This is a genomic window from Parahaliea maris, from assembly GCF_008064665.1.
Classification (GTDB): Bacteria; Pseudomonadota; Gammaproteobacteria; order Pseudomonadales; family Halieaceae; genus Parahaliea; species Parahaliea maris.
On record NZ_VRZA01000004.1, the window covers coordinates 111,749 to 127,167 of the forward strand.

Sequence of the window (15,419 nt, forward strand, 5' to 3'; positions counted from 1 at the left end):
GGCCCGGGGCTCGAATGGACTAGTCACCCGCAGTGGGGGTGATGATGGATTTCACTGTGGTGTGCATCAGTAGTTGGAGTCGTTTGAGCTCTGTTCGGGGAAGGGGGGCTACCTGTATGGGGCGATCGCTCCAGGTAAGGTTGAGGGCGAGAGTCCCCAGTATCACATTCAGTAGCCAATCGGCATCAATATTCTTGACCTCCCCCCGCTCACCCCAGAATGTGAGCCAGTTCTGCAGGCGCAATCGTAACCCGGACAGGAGGCCCGTTTGCAGCTGATTCTGCCACGGGCCAATGATGGCAGTAATAAATTCGAGCCCTCCCGGGACTGAGAAATCGTACAGGAATATCCGTACCCAGGCGGGCCGGTCGGCGAACATCTCGCAAAGTTTATTGAGCGAATACTGTAGCTCTTTGTCCCAAGGTCGTGCGGTGTCCAGGCGTAACTGATCCATAAGAACTGCGAAGAATTCCCGGGCTATCTGATCGATAACGGCTTCACGGTTGCGAAAGTGCTTGTACACCGAGGGGGGGCGTATGTCGACTGCCTCTGCCAGATCCTTGATCTGAAGATTATTTATGCCGCGCAGCGCGATGAGGCGTTCTGCCTCCTGCACCAGTCGGTACTTGGTTCCCCTGCGGTTTATGGAAGCCAGGTCCTTGCGTAGTTCTGCGTGGATAGTTTCTATCGATTCCAATGGTGATCCCTTGATCGAGCCAGTTGACAGTCGGCTTGTTGACGCCTGCTTTCGTCGGCAATTAACAAGGGTGACCGTATCACAGAATCGTTTTGAGCCTACCGTTGACATTAAAGGCTAATCAGAGTAGCTTACGGCTAATCAAATTAGCCTTCAGGATCAAAAACTGCAGGTTGGGAAGTTGAAGTAGAGAAGAGGTGCCAATGTGGGGAGGGTTACGCGAATGTTCCAGTCGAGTGTTTTGTACCTGCTGCTCGTTGTACTCGGGGGGAGGTATGCCTTCGCTGATGTAGCGGTGCCAGTTTCTCCCCCGCTATGGAGTGGTTTTGAGGCGGATTTCGGCAAGGTCGATGCTGGCTGCGCACCCGTATCACCGGTGACTGAAACACCTGCTGGTTGGTTTCAGGTGCAGAAACTACCCGGTGGAATCTATGGCTTCATGGAGCATGGACACTCGGAAATGGTGAACAGCTTTCTGATACCGGGTGCTGCCAAAGACGTGCTGTATGACACCGGGATGGGTATCGCGAGCATCCGTGAAGCCATCGACTTCGTCCGTGCGCGAGAGGGACTTCCGAGTAATCCAATCATGGTTATCAACAGCCATGCGCATCTGGATCACGTGGGAGGGAACAGGGAATTTGAATCCGTGCACGTTTTCAAAGACCCGTGGACAACCGATGTACTTGGGAAGGGAATCCAGCCGGGAACATGGACGGCGTACTACGCCGCGCTGCTTCCCCCTCCTGCACCGCGACCGCCAGCCGGGTTCGACCCTGCACTGCAAAATGTACCTCCACTTGCATGGTCAAAACTCCGCTATCTGGAGCCGGGTCAGCGAATCGACCTGGGTAACAAAGTGCTGCGAGTCCTGAAGACCACAAGCCACACCAGCGCAGACGTGGTCCTCTATGAGGAAGCGGGGAACGTGCTGTTCACCGGTGACGCATTTACGCCCATAGCGTTTCTGGCAAACAACCTGAAGCAGTTCGAGCGGGATGTTACTGCTCTTGCAGAGCTTCCATTGAATTGCCATTTCAATACGCATGGACCGCTTGTCATAAATACCGCGTGGTTGAAAAGGGTCAGCGAGGCCATGCGCGCGATCAACGAAGGCGACTATCTCGAGAGTACGACTGATCTCTTCGGACTGGCGTTGCCGACCTACGCACACGGGGATGTTCACAGGATAGTCGATGCCAGGAAATTACTCTCAAGCTATCCAGAAGCTCCGGGAGCTCAATAAGTACAGGGCAGTTACACGAACGGGAGCTGAAAACAGGGTTTATCCGTTAAGCGTATTTGAAACACAAATATATAAAAGCAAGTGGAGTAGAAATTATGAACGTAACGACAACACGATTGTTGACCTCCTTGGTAGTGGCTGGTTCCAGTATGGCGGTAGAAGCGAGTGCGGCTGAGCGCGCTTCTGTGCTGGAAGAAGTTATTGTCACGGCACAAAAACGGGAGCAAAGCCTGAGGGAGGTGCCAGTCACGATCTCGGCATTGTCTGCCAACGACCTCAAAGACCTCCGTATTAATGATGCAATGGATATCGAGAACTACGTCACTAATATCGATATCAAGGGCACGATAGCCGGGACCAATCCGGCAATCACTATTCGCGGAATTGGCTTAAATGACTTCAATTTCAATAATAACCCGGCCGTGGGCGTCTACCTCGACGAAGTCTTTCTAACCTCTGCAGCCATGCTCAACTTCAGTACGTTTGATATGGAGAGGGTTGAAGTGCTCAAGGGGCCCCAGGGGACACTCTATGGCCGGAACACCACTGGCGGCGCGATCGGATACTTCTCACGCCGTCCGGGCTCAGAGTGGGAAGGCTACGCGACCGCATCTGCGGGTAACTACGGTCTGTACGAGTTCGAGGGCGCTCTAAACATGCCAATTACCGATCAGTGGGCGGCACGCGTGGCTGGCCGTTACAGTAATCGCGATGACAGTTATCAGGACAATACACTGGGTAGTCAGTTTGAAGGATCAGAGCAGAGCACTGGCAGGATTTCATTACGCTATGATGGCGATGCGCTGTCCCTTGATACCAGTATCTCTGTTTTTGACCAGAATGCGGGATTTCAGGGATTCAAGAACCGTGGTTACCTCAATCCCACCGATCCGGCCCTTGGTCCCTGTGCCGCCCTGCAGTCCGGGAAGCCTGTTCGGGCGCCGGAATGCTCGGCTGTGGCGCTTGGCGTCGGCGCAACATTGTTGAATGTTGATTTTGAATCGTTCCCGGATCAGCGCTATGGCAAAGTATCCTACGCGGACGGGGTTGCCGGGGATGGTGTTGCAACAGAAGCCGCGCTCTGGATTGCCCGCCTGGACTATGAGTTCAGCGATTTCGCCAGCATTACTTCTGTGACAAGTCTTGGTAGAACCGATATCGAAATGGGTGAATCTCTTTATGGTAGTGCCAAGGGCTACCACTATTTTGAAACGGCAACTGATGTTGAAATTGAACAGGCGTCACAGGAGCTCCGTTTTAACTATTCCGCCGAAACCCTGGACGCAACGCTCGGAATGTTTTATTCACGTGATAGCGTAAGAAGTGACAGTGTGGCTGACGCCACGGACGGTCTCGCCACGTTTTATCGGGTAACCATGGATCAGGACACCGATGCCTATGCGGTGTTTGGCCAGATAGATTTTCATCTCACGCCCAGGCTCACTGTGCAAATTGGTGCCAGATACTCCAGGGAATCACGAGATGCCGTGGGAGGTACGACCGACCTCAATCCATTCGATCAAAGCGTTGTCTTGTACGCTCCCCCGGAGCTGGGTGGCTTTGGGCTTCCCTCCGATTTCTCAGGCGAGTTTGCTACCAGTGCGGGCACTGCTATAGCGATCGACGACGACAACGTATCCTGGCGACTCGGGGCGAGTTACAACGTTTCGGATAGCAGCATGATCTACGCCAACATCACGACGGGGTTCAAGAGTGGCATTGTTTATGCCGACGTAACTTTCAGCCCGGAAGAGATGGGGCCGATAGATGCTGAGAATGTCGTTGCATACGAGGCGGGTATAAAGTCAAGCCTATCGGGGAATACGCTGGAAGTTAGTGCCGCGGGGTTCTATTACGATTATAAGGACATCCAAACCCTCGTTCCGAGCGATCTGGGGCTGACCTTTGCCAACGCTGAGCAGGCTGACATCGGTGGGTTTGAAGCGGAACTGAAATGGCTTGTTACAGATGGGTTGCAGATTCGCGGTGGCGTCGGTTACCTGACCACTGAATTGCACCAGGATGGTCTCGATGGCAATGACCTGCCGAACTCCCCAAAGTGGCAGTTCAACGCCATAGCCAATTATTCTCCCAATATTTTTGAATCGCTCAGTGTCGATCTACAACTGGACTACAAATATACCGACAGCATGTACAAAGAAGCGACCAATTCGATGCTGAGCTTTGTGGATAATTATTCCCTGCTCAACGCCCGGCTGTCCATTGGTGGCTTGGATGAAGATTGGCGGATTTCCCTGTGGACTAAAAACCTCTTGGAGGAAGAGTATCTTGAACAGGTCTTTATTATCGACGTCTTTGGTATCACCAGTGACCTCTACAACACGCCGAGAACCTACGGCCTGACAGCAAGTTACAACTTCTGAGCCTTGACTGTATAAATGTAGAACATCACGCAAGAGCGGATAGGAGGGGGTAAAAGCATGCTCAGATCACTTGCCGAGGTTCCAGCAGAGGCAGCGAAGAAGTATGGTGAGAAGCCAGCATTCGTTTTTGAGGATCGCGTAGCGACATTTGCGGCCCTCGAACGTGAGACCAATCGCTGCGCCGCGGCCTTTGTCTCATTGGGCATAACTTCAGGAGACCGAATTACCCTATACGCGGGTAATTGTTGGGAATGGGTCGTATGCTATTACGGCGCTTTGAAAGCGGGTGCTGTTATCAATCCGGTCAATGTCATGCTGACGGTTGAAGAGGTGGCATTTATTGCGAAGAACTGCGCCACCTCGATCATCCTCGTTTCGTCCGATCATCCGGAAAACGTCGCTGCGTTGGTAAAACGCTGTCCAGAGCAGCGACTTGTCATGTTTGGCAGTGAGATACCACCGGATGGCGTTCTATCCTTTGATAGCCTGCTGAATGGGGATGGCGATAGCTTCAGTACCGATAGTCTGGATTCCGAGGCGGTCTGTACCATCGCCTACACCTCAGGTACCACTGGTTATCCGAAAGGCGCCTGTCTTACTCACAGTAACATACTGCTCAATGTAGCGATGTCATCGTTGATGCATGCCCGTTGTAGCGACGATACCGTTGTTAGCGCACTACCTTTTTCACATGTTTACGGGAATATCGTACTGAACAGTGCCATTCAGTGTGGTATGACGCTCGTGGCCCATCGAAGGTTTGACGCGAGTGCCGCTCTCCGAAGCATTGAGGAACACAGGGCGACTCTCTTTGAGGGAGTGCCGACGATGTATCACTATATGGTGAATGCTGCGGAATCCGCAAACTGTGACCTGAGCTCCGTGCGTCTTTGTACAGTCGGGGGACAAACGATGTCAATTGCCAAACTACAGGAGGTCGAGCGTCTTTTTGGATGCCCGTTGATAGAACTCTGGGGAATGACCGAACTGGGTGGACTGGGCACCACCTTCGCTGTCACCGGTCCCCAAAAGCAAGGTTCGATCGGCGTACCACTACCTTACACAAAGGTCAGGATCACTGATCTTTCTGATAAATCAAAGACAGTTTCTACAGGAGAAACAGGCGAGTTATCGATACAGGGACCTATCGTAATGAAGGGATATTACGATAACGACTCAGCTACCAGGGAGGTTATCGATGAACAAGGATGGCTGAGTACCGGTGATGTTGCATGGATGGATGAAGAAGGCTTTGTTTACGTCATTGACAGGAAAAACGACATGATCATCACTGCCGGTTACAACATCTATCCGGCAGAACTGGAGCGGGTGATATCGAGTCACCCAGACGTGGTAATGGTGGCGGTAGGTGCAATTAACGACGTTGACAAAGGCGAACTGGCTAAAGCCTACATTGTGCTGAAAGACGGCGCATCACCCTCATCTGAAAGTATCCTGGCGCACTGCCGCAACTATCTGGCCCCGTACAAAGTGCCAAGAGCGATTCAGTTCGTTAACGATCTGCCGAAAACAAGTTCAGGGAAAGTAATGCGCCGCCGACTTCACGAATTAGACAACTCGCTGCAAGTTGCGATATAGGGTCTATCGTATGGAGTAGCTATTTGTATTGCTGGTGATGCGGTGACTATACGGTAGAAGACTCGGCGCAAGTTAGCGTTTGGACCTGTCTTTGAACTGCGAAGGCGTCATACCAGTCCAGCGCCTGAAAGCCCGTGAAAAATTGCTGGTATCGGTAAAACCGAGCAGGTACGCAACTTCAGAGAAACTGAAGCTGTTCTGCTCGATATATTTTCTTGCAAGATCTGATCGCAGGGCCTCGAGAATTTCCTGGTAGCTGGTATTTTTTTCCTCCAGCTTGTTGTGTAGCTTGCTGCGACTCATATTCAGTAGGTCTGCAACGCGAGTTTTGCTGAAGTCTCCTGTTGGGAGTAGCTTGAGTAGCTTATCCTCGACTTGATGGACAATATCCTCCTTGTCGAGTCGTGCCAGGTACTCTATGACAATTTCATCATTGCGCTGCGAAAGGACCGAGCTGCCAGACGGTAGTTGCTCATGCATGTCGGCCCTTGTGAAGTAGATGACGTTGGCTGGCTGGGCGAACGACACTGGCGCACCGAAAAACTGCTCGAAATCTTCGGCGTGAGAAAGAGGTCGGCTGCGGACCAGTTCAATGCGTAAAGGAGAAAAATCAGGTCGGTATATCTGCCGGCATATCTGGATGATCGCGCCTACCCATCCATCCAGGCTTTCAATGCTGGCGTTGGGATTGACTAACTCAACCTTGAACATGTAACAGTTCTCCGCTTCCAGCAGAGAGTGGCTGATGTTGTCGCTGACAAGCCGTGAGTAGCGAGCCAGTCGAACACAGACATCATGCAGCGTTGTGCTCGAATAGAGTGAGAAACCCAGAGCGTGTAAAAAGGTCGGTTGGAACTGGCGCGCCACCAGCAGGCCAAACGCCGGGTTGCCCGACACTTCGACCGCGAGTCGCATCAGGTGGGTTACCCTGCTTGCTTCGATGCGCTGGTCGGGATCGGAAGTCGAACAGGGCGAAATGTCTGCCTGGTGAAACAGGCTTGCACTGTCCAATCCCTGGACCTCTATGGCCATGGCGATGGCGCGCGTCCATCCCGCGATGGTTTTTGGCTCATCCAGGCTCATGACTCGTCTCTCTGTTCTCAAGCTATGTTATTGATATATATGAGATTAACAAGGTTTGTGTCGGGCATGTCCGAGGCTGTTAACACGCTCAGATTGTATCAGAGCACTCTGTTTCTTTTATAGAAATCTCTTACGAATTGACGAGAGGTTGGAACGCATTGACCTGCGTCGAACCTGTCTGCGCGCGTAATATCTTGCCGACTCTGCAAAGAGTCAACCCGCAAAGAGGTGAGTTGCCCGGCGCAGTGGTCCGATGCTCCCCCCCGGGGTCGTCATAACTATAAAGGAGTAGAAGCGATGCCCAGTTTTGATTCAAGATTGCTTACCGCATCGAGCAAACACATAAAATCCATAATCGGCACGGCAGTACTGTCCTGTGTAGTTACACCCTCCAACGCCCAAGTCCAGTCCACCCGAGGCGCTGCTGCGGCAATCCTCGAAGAAGTTGTCATCACCGCGCGCAAACGGAAAGAGGGAATGCAAGACGCACCTCTTTCGGTATCAGCCGTGAGTGCCGAACAAATTCGTGCGATGAAGGTCAGGGATTTAACCAGCCTTGCGGTGAGTATGCCCAACGTGGCGATGGACGAGGTGGGTACGACCAAGGGAACGGCCAACTTCTCGATTCGCGGCCTCGGTGTCAACAGCTCCATTCCGTCGATTGACCCGACCGTCGGCGTATTCGTCGACGGTGTGTATATGGGGCTGAACAACGGCATCATATTTGACACCTTTGATCTCGAGTCGATCGAGGTGTTGCGAGGCCCCCAGGGCATACTGTTCGGTCGCAATGTGACCGGAGGTGCTGTTCTGGTAAATACCAGGAAGCCCGGGAAGGAGTTTGAAGCCACTGTTATGGCAGCAGTCGATGGTGGCGGTCGTGGTGGATATAACGGTTACCTCAAGGCGTCAGTTGGTGGGCCTGTCACCAGCGCCTTGAGCGCCAAACTCACGGCATACCAGAACAGCGACGAGGGATACTTTGAGAATAAGCAAACAAACCGGAACTTTGGAAAACTCGATCAGCAGATGTATCGGCCGGTCATAGTCTGGTCTCCGGCAGAAAACCTTGAGCTTGTTCTGCGCTATGAATACACCAAAACGGACGGTCAGGGGCCGGCATCTCAATCACATACAAACGGTAGCGGAATCCCTGGAACACCGATTGATTTCAGCAGAAATTCGTTTGATTTCAGTATCGACGAAGAGGGGCATCAGGAGACGGAAACCAATTTCCTCAATGCGGAAATGAATTGGGGGGTAGGTGAGCAGGGAACCATCACAAATATCTTCGGTTGGAGAGACTATAAGGAAGATGCTGTTAGCGACGTTGATGCACAACCGGTTTCTCTTTTCCACCTGGCCATTGGAACCAGAGCGGAACAGTACAGCAACGAACTGCGTTATAACGATCGCTTCCTGAATCGTGGCAATTACACCGCGGGAATTTACTACTTCAGAAACGACATCGAGTACGCTGAAGGGCGTAATCTACTGGGAGCCCTGACTCCCGATGGCTCGCCGGCGCAAACCCAGAGTGGTGGGGGCCTCTATGAGGTAGAGACACTGGGCGCATTCACTTCAGTTGATTATGACCTTTCAGATACATGGGTGTTAACCGGAGGGCTGCGGTATAGCACCGAAGAGAAGTCCGCGAAGATTGCTTCACTTAACAAGAATGTGAACACGCCCTGTGACGTGATCGAGGGGTCTTGCCTCTATGATTTCGAGGACAAGGAAACCTGGTCCAGCCTATCACCAAAAATCGGGCTGACCTACCTTGTATCTGATGACGCTCGTATCTATGCACACTGGACCAGAGGTTACCGCTCGGGTGGCTACAACTTGCGCAATACCGCCAGAGACACGGTCAATTTTGGCCCCGGACCCTTTGATCAGGAGCAGGTGGATAACTACGAGATCGGTTTAAAAACGGAGTTTGAATGGGGACGCCTGAATGGAGCGATTTTCCATAACAATATCCTCGATATGCAGCGCGAAGTGAATCTTTCCGACCCAGCGTCCGGAGTGGTGCAGGTAATCAAAAACACCGCCGACGCAACGATAACCGGGTTCGAGTTGGACGGAATATTCAGCCTGACCCAGTCACTCGTCGTACAGGCCAGTATAGGATGGCTCGACGCAGAGTACGACGAAGTCTATTTCGACCTGAATGGTGATGGTGTTGTGAATGGCGCCGACCGGCGCCTGAATCTGCCCCGTGCTGCCGAATGGACGTATAGCATAGGTGTTACTCACGATCTCGATCTGGGTGACTGGGGCTATATGACGTCGCGGATGAATTTCGCCTACCGTGACGACTCCGTGGTGACCGATAATAATCTTGGCGTGATCAACGCTCAGGACATCCTGGATGTGGGCCTTGATTTCACTTCCAACGATGCACATTGGGTTTTCTCCCTCTATGCGAAGAATCTGTTGGATGAGGTCAAACACGGCGGGGATACCCAGCTTCCCGAGATGCTAGGGCCCGCAGCGCTGGGTGGGACCTTCGCTCCACTCGCCAAAGGCAGGATATTTGGGGCGGAGGTCACCTACAGTTTTTGAGGCCTGTGTGATGTCACCGCCTTGCCCCGTACATTCCCGACAAGTCGCAAAGACACAAAATGTAAACGAGATGACCTGAAGCGAAGTCAGGATCGGGATATTGTCAATAAAACAATAAGTTTCCAGTGTTAGAGAATGCTTTGAATGAAGATTAATTTTAGCAGCCAGTTTCAGGCCCTGGCCGATCGCTACGGTCAGTGTGAAGCTATCGTCAATGTAGAACGCGACAGGCGGTTCACCTACAGCGAGTTACACGATATATCGAACCGAGTAGTGAACATGTTGACCCACGAAATAGGGTTAAGTACGGGTGACCGCTTCATTTGTATCCTGGAGAACGACAATCTCGCTCTTGTTCATATGCCTACCATCCTCAAGGGCCCGTTTACGGGAGTCTTTACCAACTACAGGGATTCGCTTGAGGAGCACATCAGTCAGGTAGACACAGTGAAGCCTCGAGTGGCGTTTATAGAGAACAGGTTACTCGATAGTCACTACCAGATGCTGCGTGACAGAGGCGTTGAGATTCTTTGTATGGACCCGGTTGAAGAGGACCGGCCCGGCGTGCTTTGCTTTTGGGATCTGGTGAATACTGCGTCCTGTGAAAACCCCGATATCGAAATTGACGACCGGGAGCATCCCGTTTTGATCCGATTTACGGGTGGCACGACAGGCAAGGGAAAGCCGGCTCTTTACTGTGCGGATAACTGGTTTGGACTGCGTGACAGTATGTACGCACTTGAAGACGGTAACTGGACTTCGCGCACGCGGATGGTACATGTAGCACCTGTGAGTCACGGAAGCGGCATGTTTATCATTCCTGCGTTCTTTACCGGTGGTTGCAACATTACTCTGAACAGTCCCGATCTCGATAAGTACTGCCAGACTATACAGAAAGAGGGTATTACCCACTCGTTTATGGTTCCCACGCTGCTTTATCGATTGCTTGAACTCCCCGGTTTGGAGCAACTTGATCTCTCCTCGCTGCAAAATGTTTTCTATGGCGCAGCACCTATGAGTCCGGCCAAGCTCCAGAGATTGCAGCAACGACTGGGCAACATCTTCATCCAGGTCTATGGATCTACAGAGCATTTCGCCCTGGCTCTCTCCCTGAGTAAAAAGGATCACTGTGTAGACGCTCAATCCGAGTCTCAACTTGCATCTGCAGGTCGAGTCACCGCCGGTATCGAAGTACTTGTGGTAGACGACGAGGGACACCAGTTGCCAAATGGTGAAACCGGCGAATTCTGGCTGCGTTCAAGGGGTACTTGCCTTGGATACCTCGATAATCCTGAGAAATCACGCGGGGAATTTCACAATGGCTACTGGAAGTCCGGCGATCTCGGGTACTTTGATCCATGGGGCTTTGCCTTCATCGTAGATCGAAAGAAGGACATGATTATCTCCGGTGGATTCAACATCTACGCAACTGAGATAGAGGCCGTGATCAACTCCCATGAAGCAGTGTTGATGTCCGCTGTTGTAGGGATACCCCATGAAGAGTGGGGTGAGGCGGTACATGCTGAAGTTGTGCTCCGTGAAAAGATGAACGTGAGGCCTGAAGACCTGATAGCGCTGGTCAGGACATCGCTCGGCGGCTACAAGGCGCCAAAGTCGATTTCCATTGTCGACAAACTGCCGCTCAGTTCAGTCGGCAAAGTTCTACGCAAGGATGTTCGGCAAAAATACTGGCGCAATCAATCCCGGCATGTTGGTTAGAAAGTCCAACAGATGGCAGTTATATATCCATGAGTAATGACGTTTTGGTTCTAGAGAACCGCGGGCCAGTTACCTGGCTGATCCTGAACCGGCCGATGGCGATGAACGCGCTGGATAGTGGCATCATTAGTCTCTTCGAACAGTATCTCCCCATTATTGCCGCGGACGATTGTTGTTCCGTACTGGTGATTACCGGCAGCGGTAGGGCCTTCTGTGCCGGAATGGATCTCAAGCAGGTGGTCGAGGCGAATGCTGTCGCAGCAGGCGAAATGGACATTCTCGACCGCCTGTGTGAGAACGTACTGGATCCACTCAGAGACTTCCCCAAGCCAGTAATTGCAGCGCTCAACGGGATCACGCTCGCCGGCGGTTTGGAGATGGCCATGTGCGCCGATCTGGTTGTTGCTGCGGAGAGCGCGAGGATCGGTGATGCTCACGCGAACTTTGGCGTTTATCCCGGCGCAGGCGGCGCCGCCATACTGCCCAGACTGGTGCCGTTAAATATCGCGAAATACCTCCTTTTGACAGGCCGGACCTTGTCGGCAGAGCAGATGCAACACTATGGATTCGTGAATGAAGTGGTCTCCAGCGACAGTCTCCAGACGGAGACACAAAAACTGGCGGAACACATAGCAGGGAATAGCCCACTGGCTATGCGGCGGATGAAGTCCGTGGCAAACCGCGCTAGTGATGGAAGTCGTAGCGCCTCACTCCAACGTGAACAGGTCGCAATGCGTAAACATCTTCGATCCTGGGATTTCGAAGAAGGTATCGCTGCCTTCACACAAAAGCGAAAGCCACGGTTCCGCGGCTACTGAGCCTGCGATAACACAAGAAACCTACGGACCTATTTATGACAGATCTCTATATCGCTGGTGTCGGCATGACCCGGTTTGGTCGCCATCCTGAGCGAAGTTACCAGGACCTGACCCGGGAGGCGGTTGCAGCGGCACTGGCGGATGCTGGTGCTGACAAGACCGATGTCTCCCAGGCCTACTTTGGGTCCTGTGTCATCGGCTATCTGCATGATCAGCACATGATACCAGGGCAGATAGCACTGCGCTCAATGGGCTTTGAGGGTATCCCGATTTTTAATGTAGAAGGCGCCTGTGCTTCAGCCAGTTCAGCCATGCATCTGGCCGGACAAGCTATTCGAGCCGGCGACTGCGATATCGCCCTCGCCGTGGGTACCGAAAAAATGACCAGCCCCGACAAGGCCAGAATGTTTGCCGCCTTTGACTCAGCCTGGGATGTGTCATCCGTAGAGGCCAACCGCGACCGGTTAGTCAGCATGGGCCTCGGGATAATGCCTCCTGAAGGCAGCCAATCCAGTAAACCCTACAGTATGTTCATGGACGTCTATGCCGCGTTTTGTCGTCAACACATGGCGACGTTTGGTACTACACAGCGGCAGATTGCAGCGGTTTCCGCAAAGAATCACGCCCATTCCGTTCACAATCCCTTAGCCCAGTATCAGACGTCATATACCGTAGATGAGATTATGGCAGCGCCACCAATTACCTATCCGCTGACGCTCCCCATGTGTGCGCCGATCTCCGACGGCTCCGCTGCAGTGGTATTGTGCAGCCGGTCGGGCCTGAAGCGGCTTCGGGGCCACGCGTCTCGAGCAGTACAACTTGTGGCCAGCGTCGTGCGTTCAGGTTCCACGCGTGAGGCGTCGGATTTTCGCAATCACATAACCAGCCTGGCGGCCGTTCATGCATACGAGATCGCCGGGGTAAGTCCCGAAGACGTTGACGTCGCCGAGGTACATGACGCCACGGCCATGGGCGAAATCATCCAGGCAGAAAACCTTCGTCTGACTCCCTTTGGAGAGGCAGGAAGAGCCGCTGAAAGCGGTGATTTCTCGATAGGCGGAAAAATTCCCATCAACCCCTCAGGCGGTCTCGAATCCAAGGGTCATCCCATTGGTGCAACCGGCCTTGGCCAGATTTATGAACTCGTAACCCAGTTACGTGGCGAGGCGGACCGACGCCAGGTGAGCGGTGCCAGGATTGCCATTCAGGAAAACGGCGGCGGAATCTACGGCGTCGAAGAGGCCACTGCGGTGGTGAGCATTTTAGCGAAATAACGGTTGAGAGTAATGATGAACTTTTCCTTGTCCGAAGAACAGAAAATGGTTATCGAGAGCCTCCGCAGATTCCTTGACGCGGAGATCGAGCCACAGTTCCGTGCCCACGGAGACGGCTTTATCCCACGCGAAAAGATGCAAAAGTGGACCCAGCAGTTGACAGAGTACGGCCTCATCAAGGCGCCCCATTCTGAGGAGTGGGGCGGCTTTGGCATGGACTGGTTGACCCACCTCATGGTTTTCGAAGAGGTTGCCTACACCTCTCTGGATATCGCCATCCCGGGCTTCATCAATTGCGTGGGAGCAGAACTGATTTGCCAGTTGGGGTCGGACGAGATCAAACGCAAGTACCTCCCGGATATTATCTCGGGCGACAAATTCATCTCCATGGGTATTTCAGAGCCGGATGTGGGGTCCGACGTGGCTGCTGTTAACACCAGGGCAGTGCGAGACGGCGATTACTGGGTAATCAACGGCGAGAAAACGTGGATCACCAACGGTGAATACTCGGATCTCCTTGTCTGTACCTGCAAGACCGGTGAGGGACAGATCAGTCACATACTGATAGATCGGGAAGAGCATGGCTACGATGTTTCCGGGATCAAGAAAATCGCCCTCAACGGTCAGTCCACCGCACAGATATTTCTTGCCGATGTGCGGGTCCCTGTCAGTAATACTCTTGGTGAACTGGGGAGCGGTCTCAGGAATACGCTCAAGATGTTTGAGTTCGCGAGATGCCATATGGCCATGTGGGGAATTGGTATTGCCCGTCGCGCGATGGATGAAGCCATTGGCTATGCCAAAGATCGGTCGCAGCACGGTAAACCCATTGCCGGCCATCAACTGATTGCGGACAAAATTGCGACGATGGCGACGCATATCGACGCAGCGCGTCTGCTCACCTACAGAGCCATCGATAAAGTGCAGAGCGGGGCGCGTGCCGACAAAGAGTGCTCCATGGCGAAATGGTATGGCACTGAAATGGCAGTAACCGCAACCCGGGACGCGGTAGAAATCCACGGGGGCAACGGAGTTACCAGAGAATTTATCGTTGAGCGACTCGCGCGTGAGGCGATCATTAATCCGATCCCGGATGGTACCACTGAAATTCAGAAGTTGTTGATCGCTCGATGCCTTACCGGTGTGCAAGCGTTCAGGTAAGCATTGATCTGTTGCGTCGACGACATAACGTAAAGGGGAGTCAGCGTTGAATCTGCAAGACAAGGTAGTGGTCATTACGGGCGGTGCGTCCGGGCTGGGTCAGGCGACCGCCAATTACATGGTGCGCGAGAAAGGCGCGAAAGTCGCCATTCTCGACCTGGATGAATCGGCCGGAGTCGAAACTGTGAGCGCACTGGGGGAAGACAACGCGCTATTCTGCAAAACGGACGTAGTATCAGAGGGCAGTATCGACGCGGCAATACAAAGAATCATGGCGAGGTTTGGTGCCATCCATGCGGATATCAATGCCGCGGGGATACCGCTTCCGTGCAAGATGCTGGGCCGGGACGGGAAAGCCGATAGCCTGTCCCGCTATGCAACGGTTATCAACGTCAACCTGTGCGGTGTATTCAATGTCATGGCCAAGTGCGCAGAACGGATGGCCTTAAACGAACCCGACGAAAATGGCGAGCGGGGCGTTGTAGTGAATGTATCTTCAGGCGCCGCCTTTGAGGGACAGATAGGGCAGTGCGCTTACAGTGCTTCCAAGGCGGGTGTCAACGGAATGAATATGCCGGCGGCCAGGGAACTAGGGAAATATGGCATTCGAGTCAATTCCATTGCTCCGGGTCTATTCGGTACGCCGCTGGTACGTTCGCTGGATGATCATGTTCAGAACGCCCTCATCGATATGTGCGAGGCACCTAAACGAATGGGCAAAACAGAAGAGTTTGCCCATGCCTGCACCTTTATGATCGAAAACCCCTATTTGAATGGCCGGACAGTTCGACTGGACGCGGCGACGGTTATGCAGGCCAGGTAACTGAATGTTTAGCCGGTTCTCAGTGATTGAGAACTCAGTGAAGCGAG

At 52.9% G+C, this 15,419-nt stretch carries 11 protein-coding genes; 9 read left to right on the forward strand and 2 right to left on the reverse strand.

Annotated features, from left to right (window positions below; genetic code table 11):
* Nucleotides 1-19 precede the first annotated feature (19 nt).
* The gene (locus tag FV139_RS12380) at nucleotides 20-697 is read right to left on the reverse strand and encodes a TetR/AcrR family transcriptional regulator (protein WP_187276513.1); all 678 of its coding nucleotides are present in this window, start codon (nucleotides 695-697) and stop codon (nucleotides 20-22) included.
* Nucleotides 698-920: 223 nt separating this feature from the next.
* Here FV139_RS12380 and FV139_RS12385 point away from each other — a divergent pair, with 223 nt between their 5' ends.
* The 3 genes from FV139_RS12385 to FV139_RS12395 all read left to right on the forward strand — a co-directional run bounded on the left by FV139_RS12385 (nucleotide 921) and on the right by FV139_RS12395 (nucleotide 5,926).
* Complete coding sequence (locus FV139_RS12385; protein ID WP_148068771.1) at nucleotides 921-1,943, forward strand: MBL fold metallo-hydrolase; 1,023 nt, start codon at nucleotides 921-923, stop codon at nucleotides 1,941-1,943.
* Nucleotides 1,944-2,038: 95 nt separating this feature from the next.
* Nucleotides 2,039-4,327 (forward strand): TonB-dependent receptor, encoded by a 2,289-nt coding sequence (locus FV139_RS12390; protein ID WP_148068772.1) that lies wholly within the window; start codon nucleotides 2,039-2,041, stop codon nucleotides 4,325-4,327.
* Between the two features lie 57 nt (nucleotides 4,328-4,384).
* Complete coding sequence (locus tag FV139_RS12395; protein ID WP_148068773.1) at nucleotides 4,385-5,926, forward strand: class I adenylate-forming enzyme family protein; 1,542 nt, start codon at nucleotides 4,385-4,387, stop codon at nucleotides 5,924-5,926.
* 72 nt (nucleotides 5,927-5,998) lie between these two features.
* Here the strand turns inward: FV139_RS12395 and FV139_RS12400 are convergent, their stop codons facing one another.
* Nucleotides 5,999-7,009: an AraC family transcriptional regulator gene (locus tag FV139_RS12400; protein WP_148068774.1), complete on the reverse strand. Its 1,011-nt coding sequence runs from the start codon at nucleotides 7,007-7,009 to the stop codon at nucleotides 5,999-6,001.
* 297 nt (nucleotides 7,010-7,306) lie between these two features.
* On the opposite strand from FV139_RS12400, the gene FV139_RS12405 reads away from it, so the two are divergent.
* The 6 genes from FV139_RS12405 (at nucleotide 7,307) to FV139_RS12430 (ending at nucleotide 15,372) form a co-directional block, all read left to right on the forward strand.
* On the forward strand, nucleotides 7,307-9,577 hold the full coding sequence (locus FV139_RS12405) for a TonB-dependent receptor (RefSeq protein WP_148068775.1): 2,271 nt from the start codon (nucleotides 7,307-7,309) through the stop codon (nucleotides 9,575-9,577).
* A gap of 144 nt (nucleotides 9,578-9,721) precedes the next feature.
* Nucleotides 9,722-11,296, forward strand: a complete 1,575-nt coding sequence (locus FV139_RS12410; protein ID WP_148068776.1) for a class I adenylate-forming enzyme family protein — start codon at nucleotides 9,722-9,724, stop codon at nucleotides 11,294-11,296.
* A 29-nt stretch (nucleotides 11,297-11,325) separates the two neighbouring features.
* Nucleotides 11,326-12,114 carry an enoyl-CoA hydratase/isomerase family protein gene (locus FV139_RS12415; RefSeq protein ID WP_148068777.1) on the forward strand — a complete coding sequence of 263 codons (789 nt, stop codon included), beginning with the start codon at nucleotides 11,326-11,328 and terminating at the stop codon, nucleotides 12,112-12,114.
* Nucleotides 12,115-12,149: 35 nt separating this feature from the next.
* Nucleotides 12,150-13,388 carry a thiolase family protein gene (locus FV139_RS12420; protein ID WP_148068778.1) on the forward strand — a complete coding sequence of 413 codons (1,239 nt, stop codon included), beginning with the start codon at nucleotides 12,150-12,152 and terminating at the stop codon, nucleotides 13,386-13,388.
* 12 nt (nucleotides 13,389-13,400) lie between these two features.
* Nucleotides 13,401-14,549 carry an acyl-CoA dehydrogenase family protein gene (locus FV139_RS12425; protein ID WP_213004109.1) on the forward strand — a complete coding sequence of 383 codons (1,149 nt, stop codon included), beginning with the start codon at nucleotides 13,401-13,403 and terminating at the stop codon, nucleotides 14,547-14,549.
* Between the two features lie 46 nt (nucleotides 14,550-14,595).
* The gene (locus FV139_RS12430) at nucleotides 14,596-15,372 is read left to right on the forward strand and encodes an SDR family NAD(P)-dependent oxidoreductase (protein WP_148068779.1); all 777 of its coding nucleotides are present in this window, start codon (nucleotides 14,596-14,598) and stop codon (nucleotides 15,370-15,372) included.
* The last annotated feature ends 47 nt before the right edge of the window (nucleotides 15,373-15,419 follow it).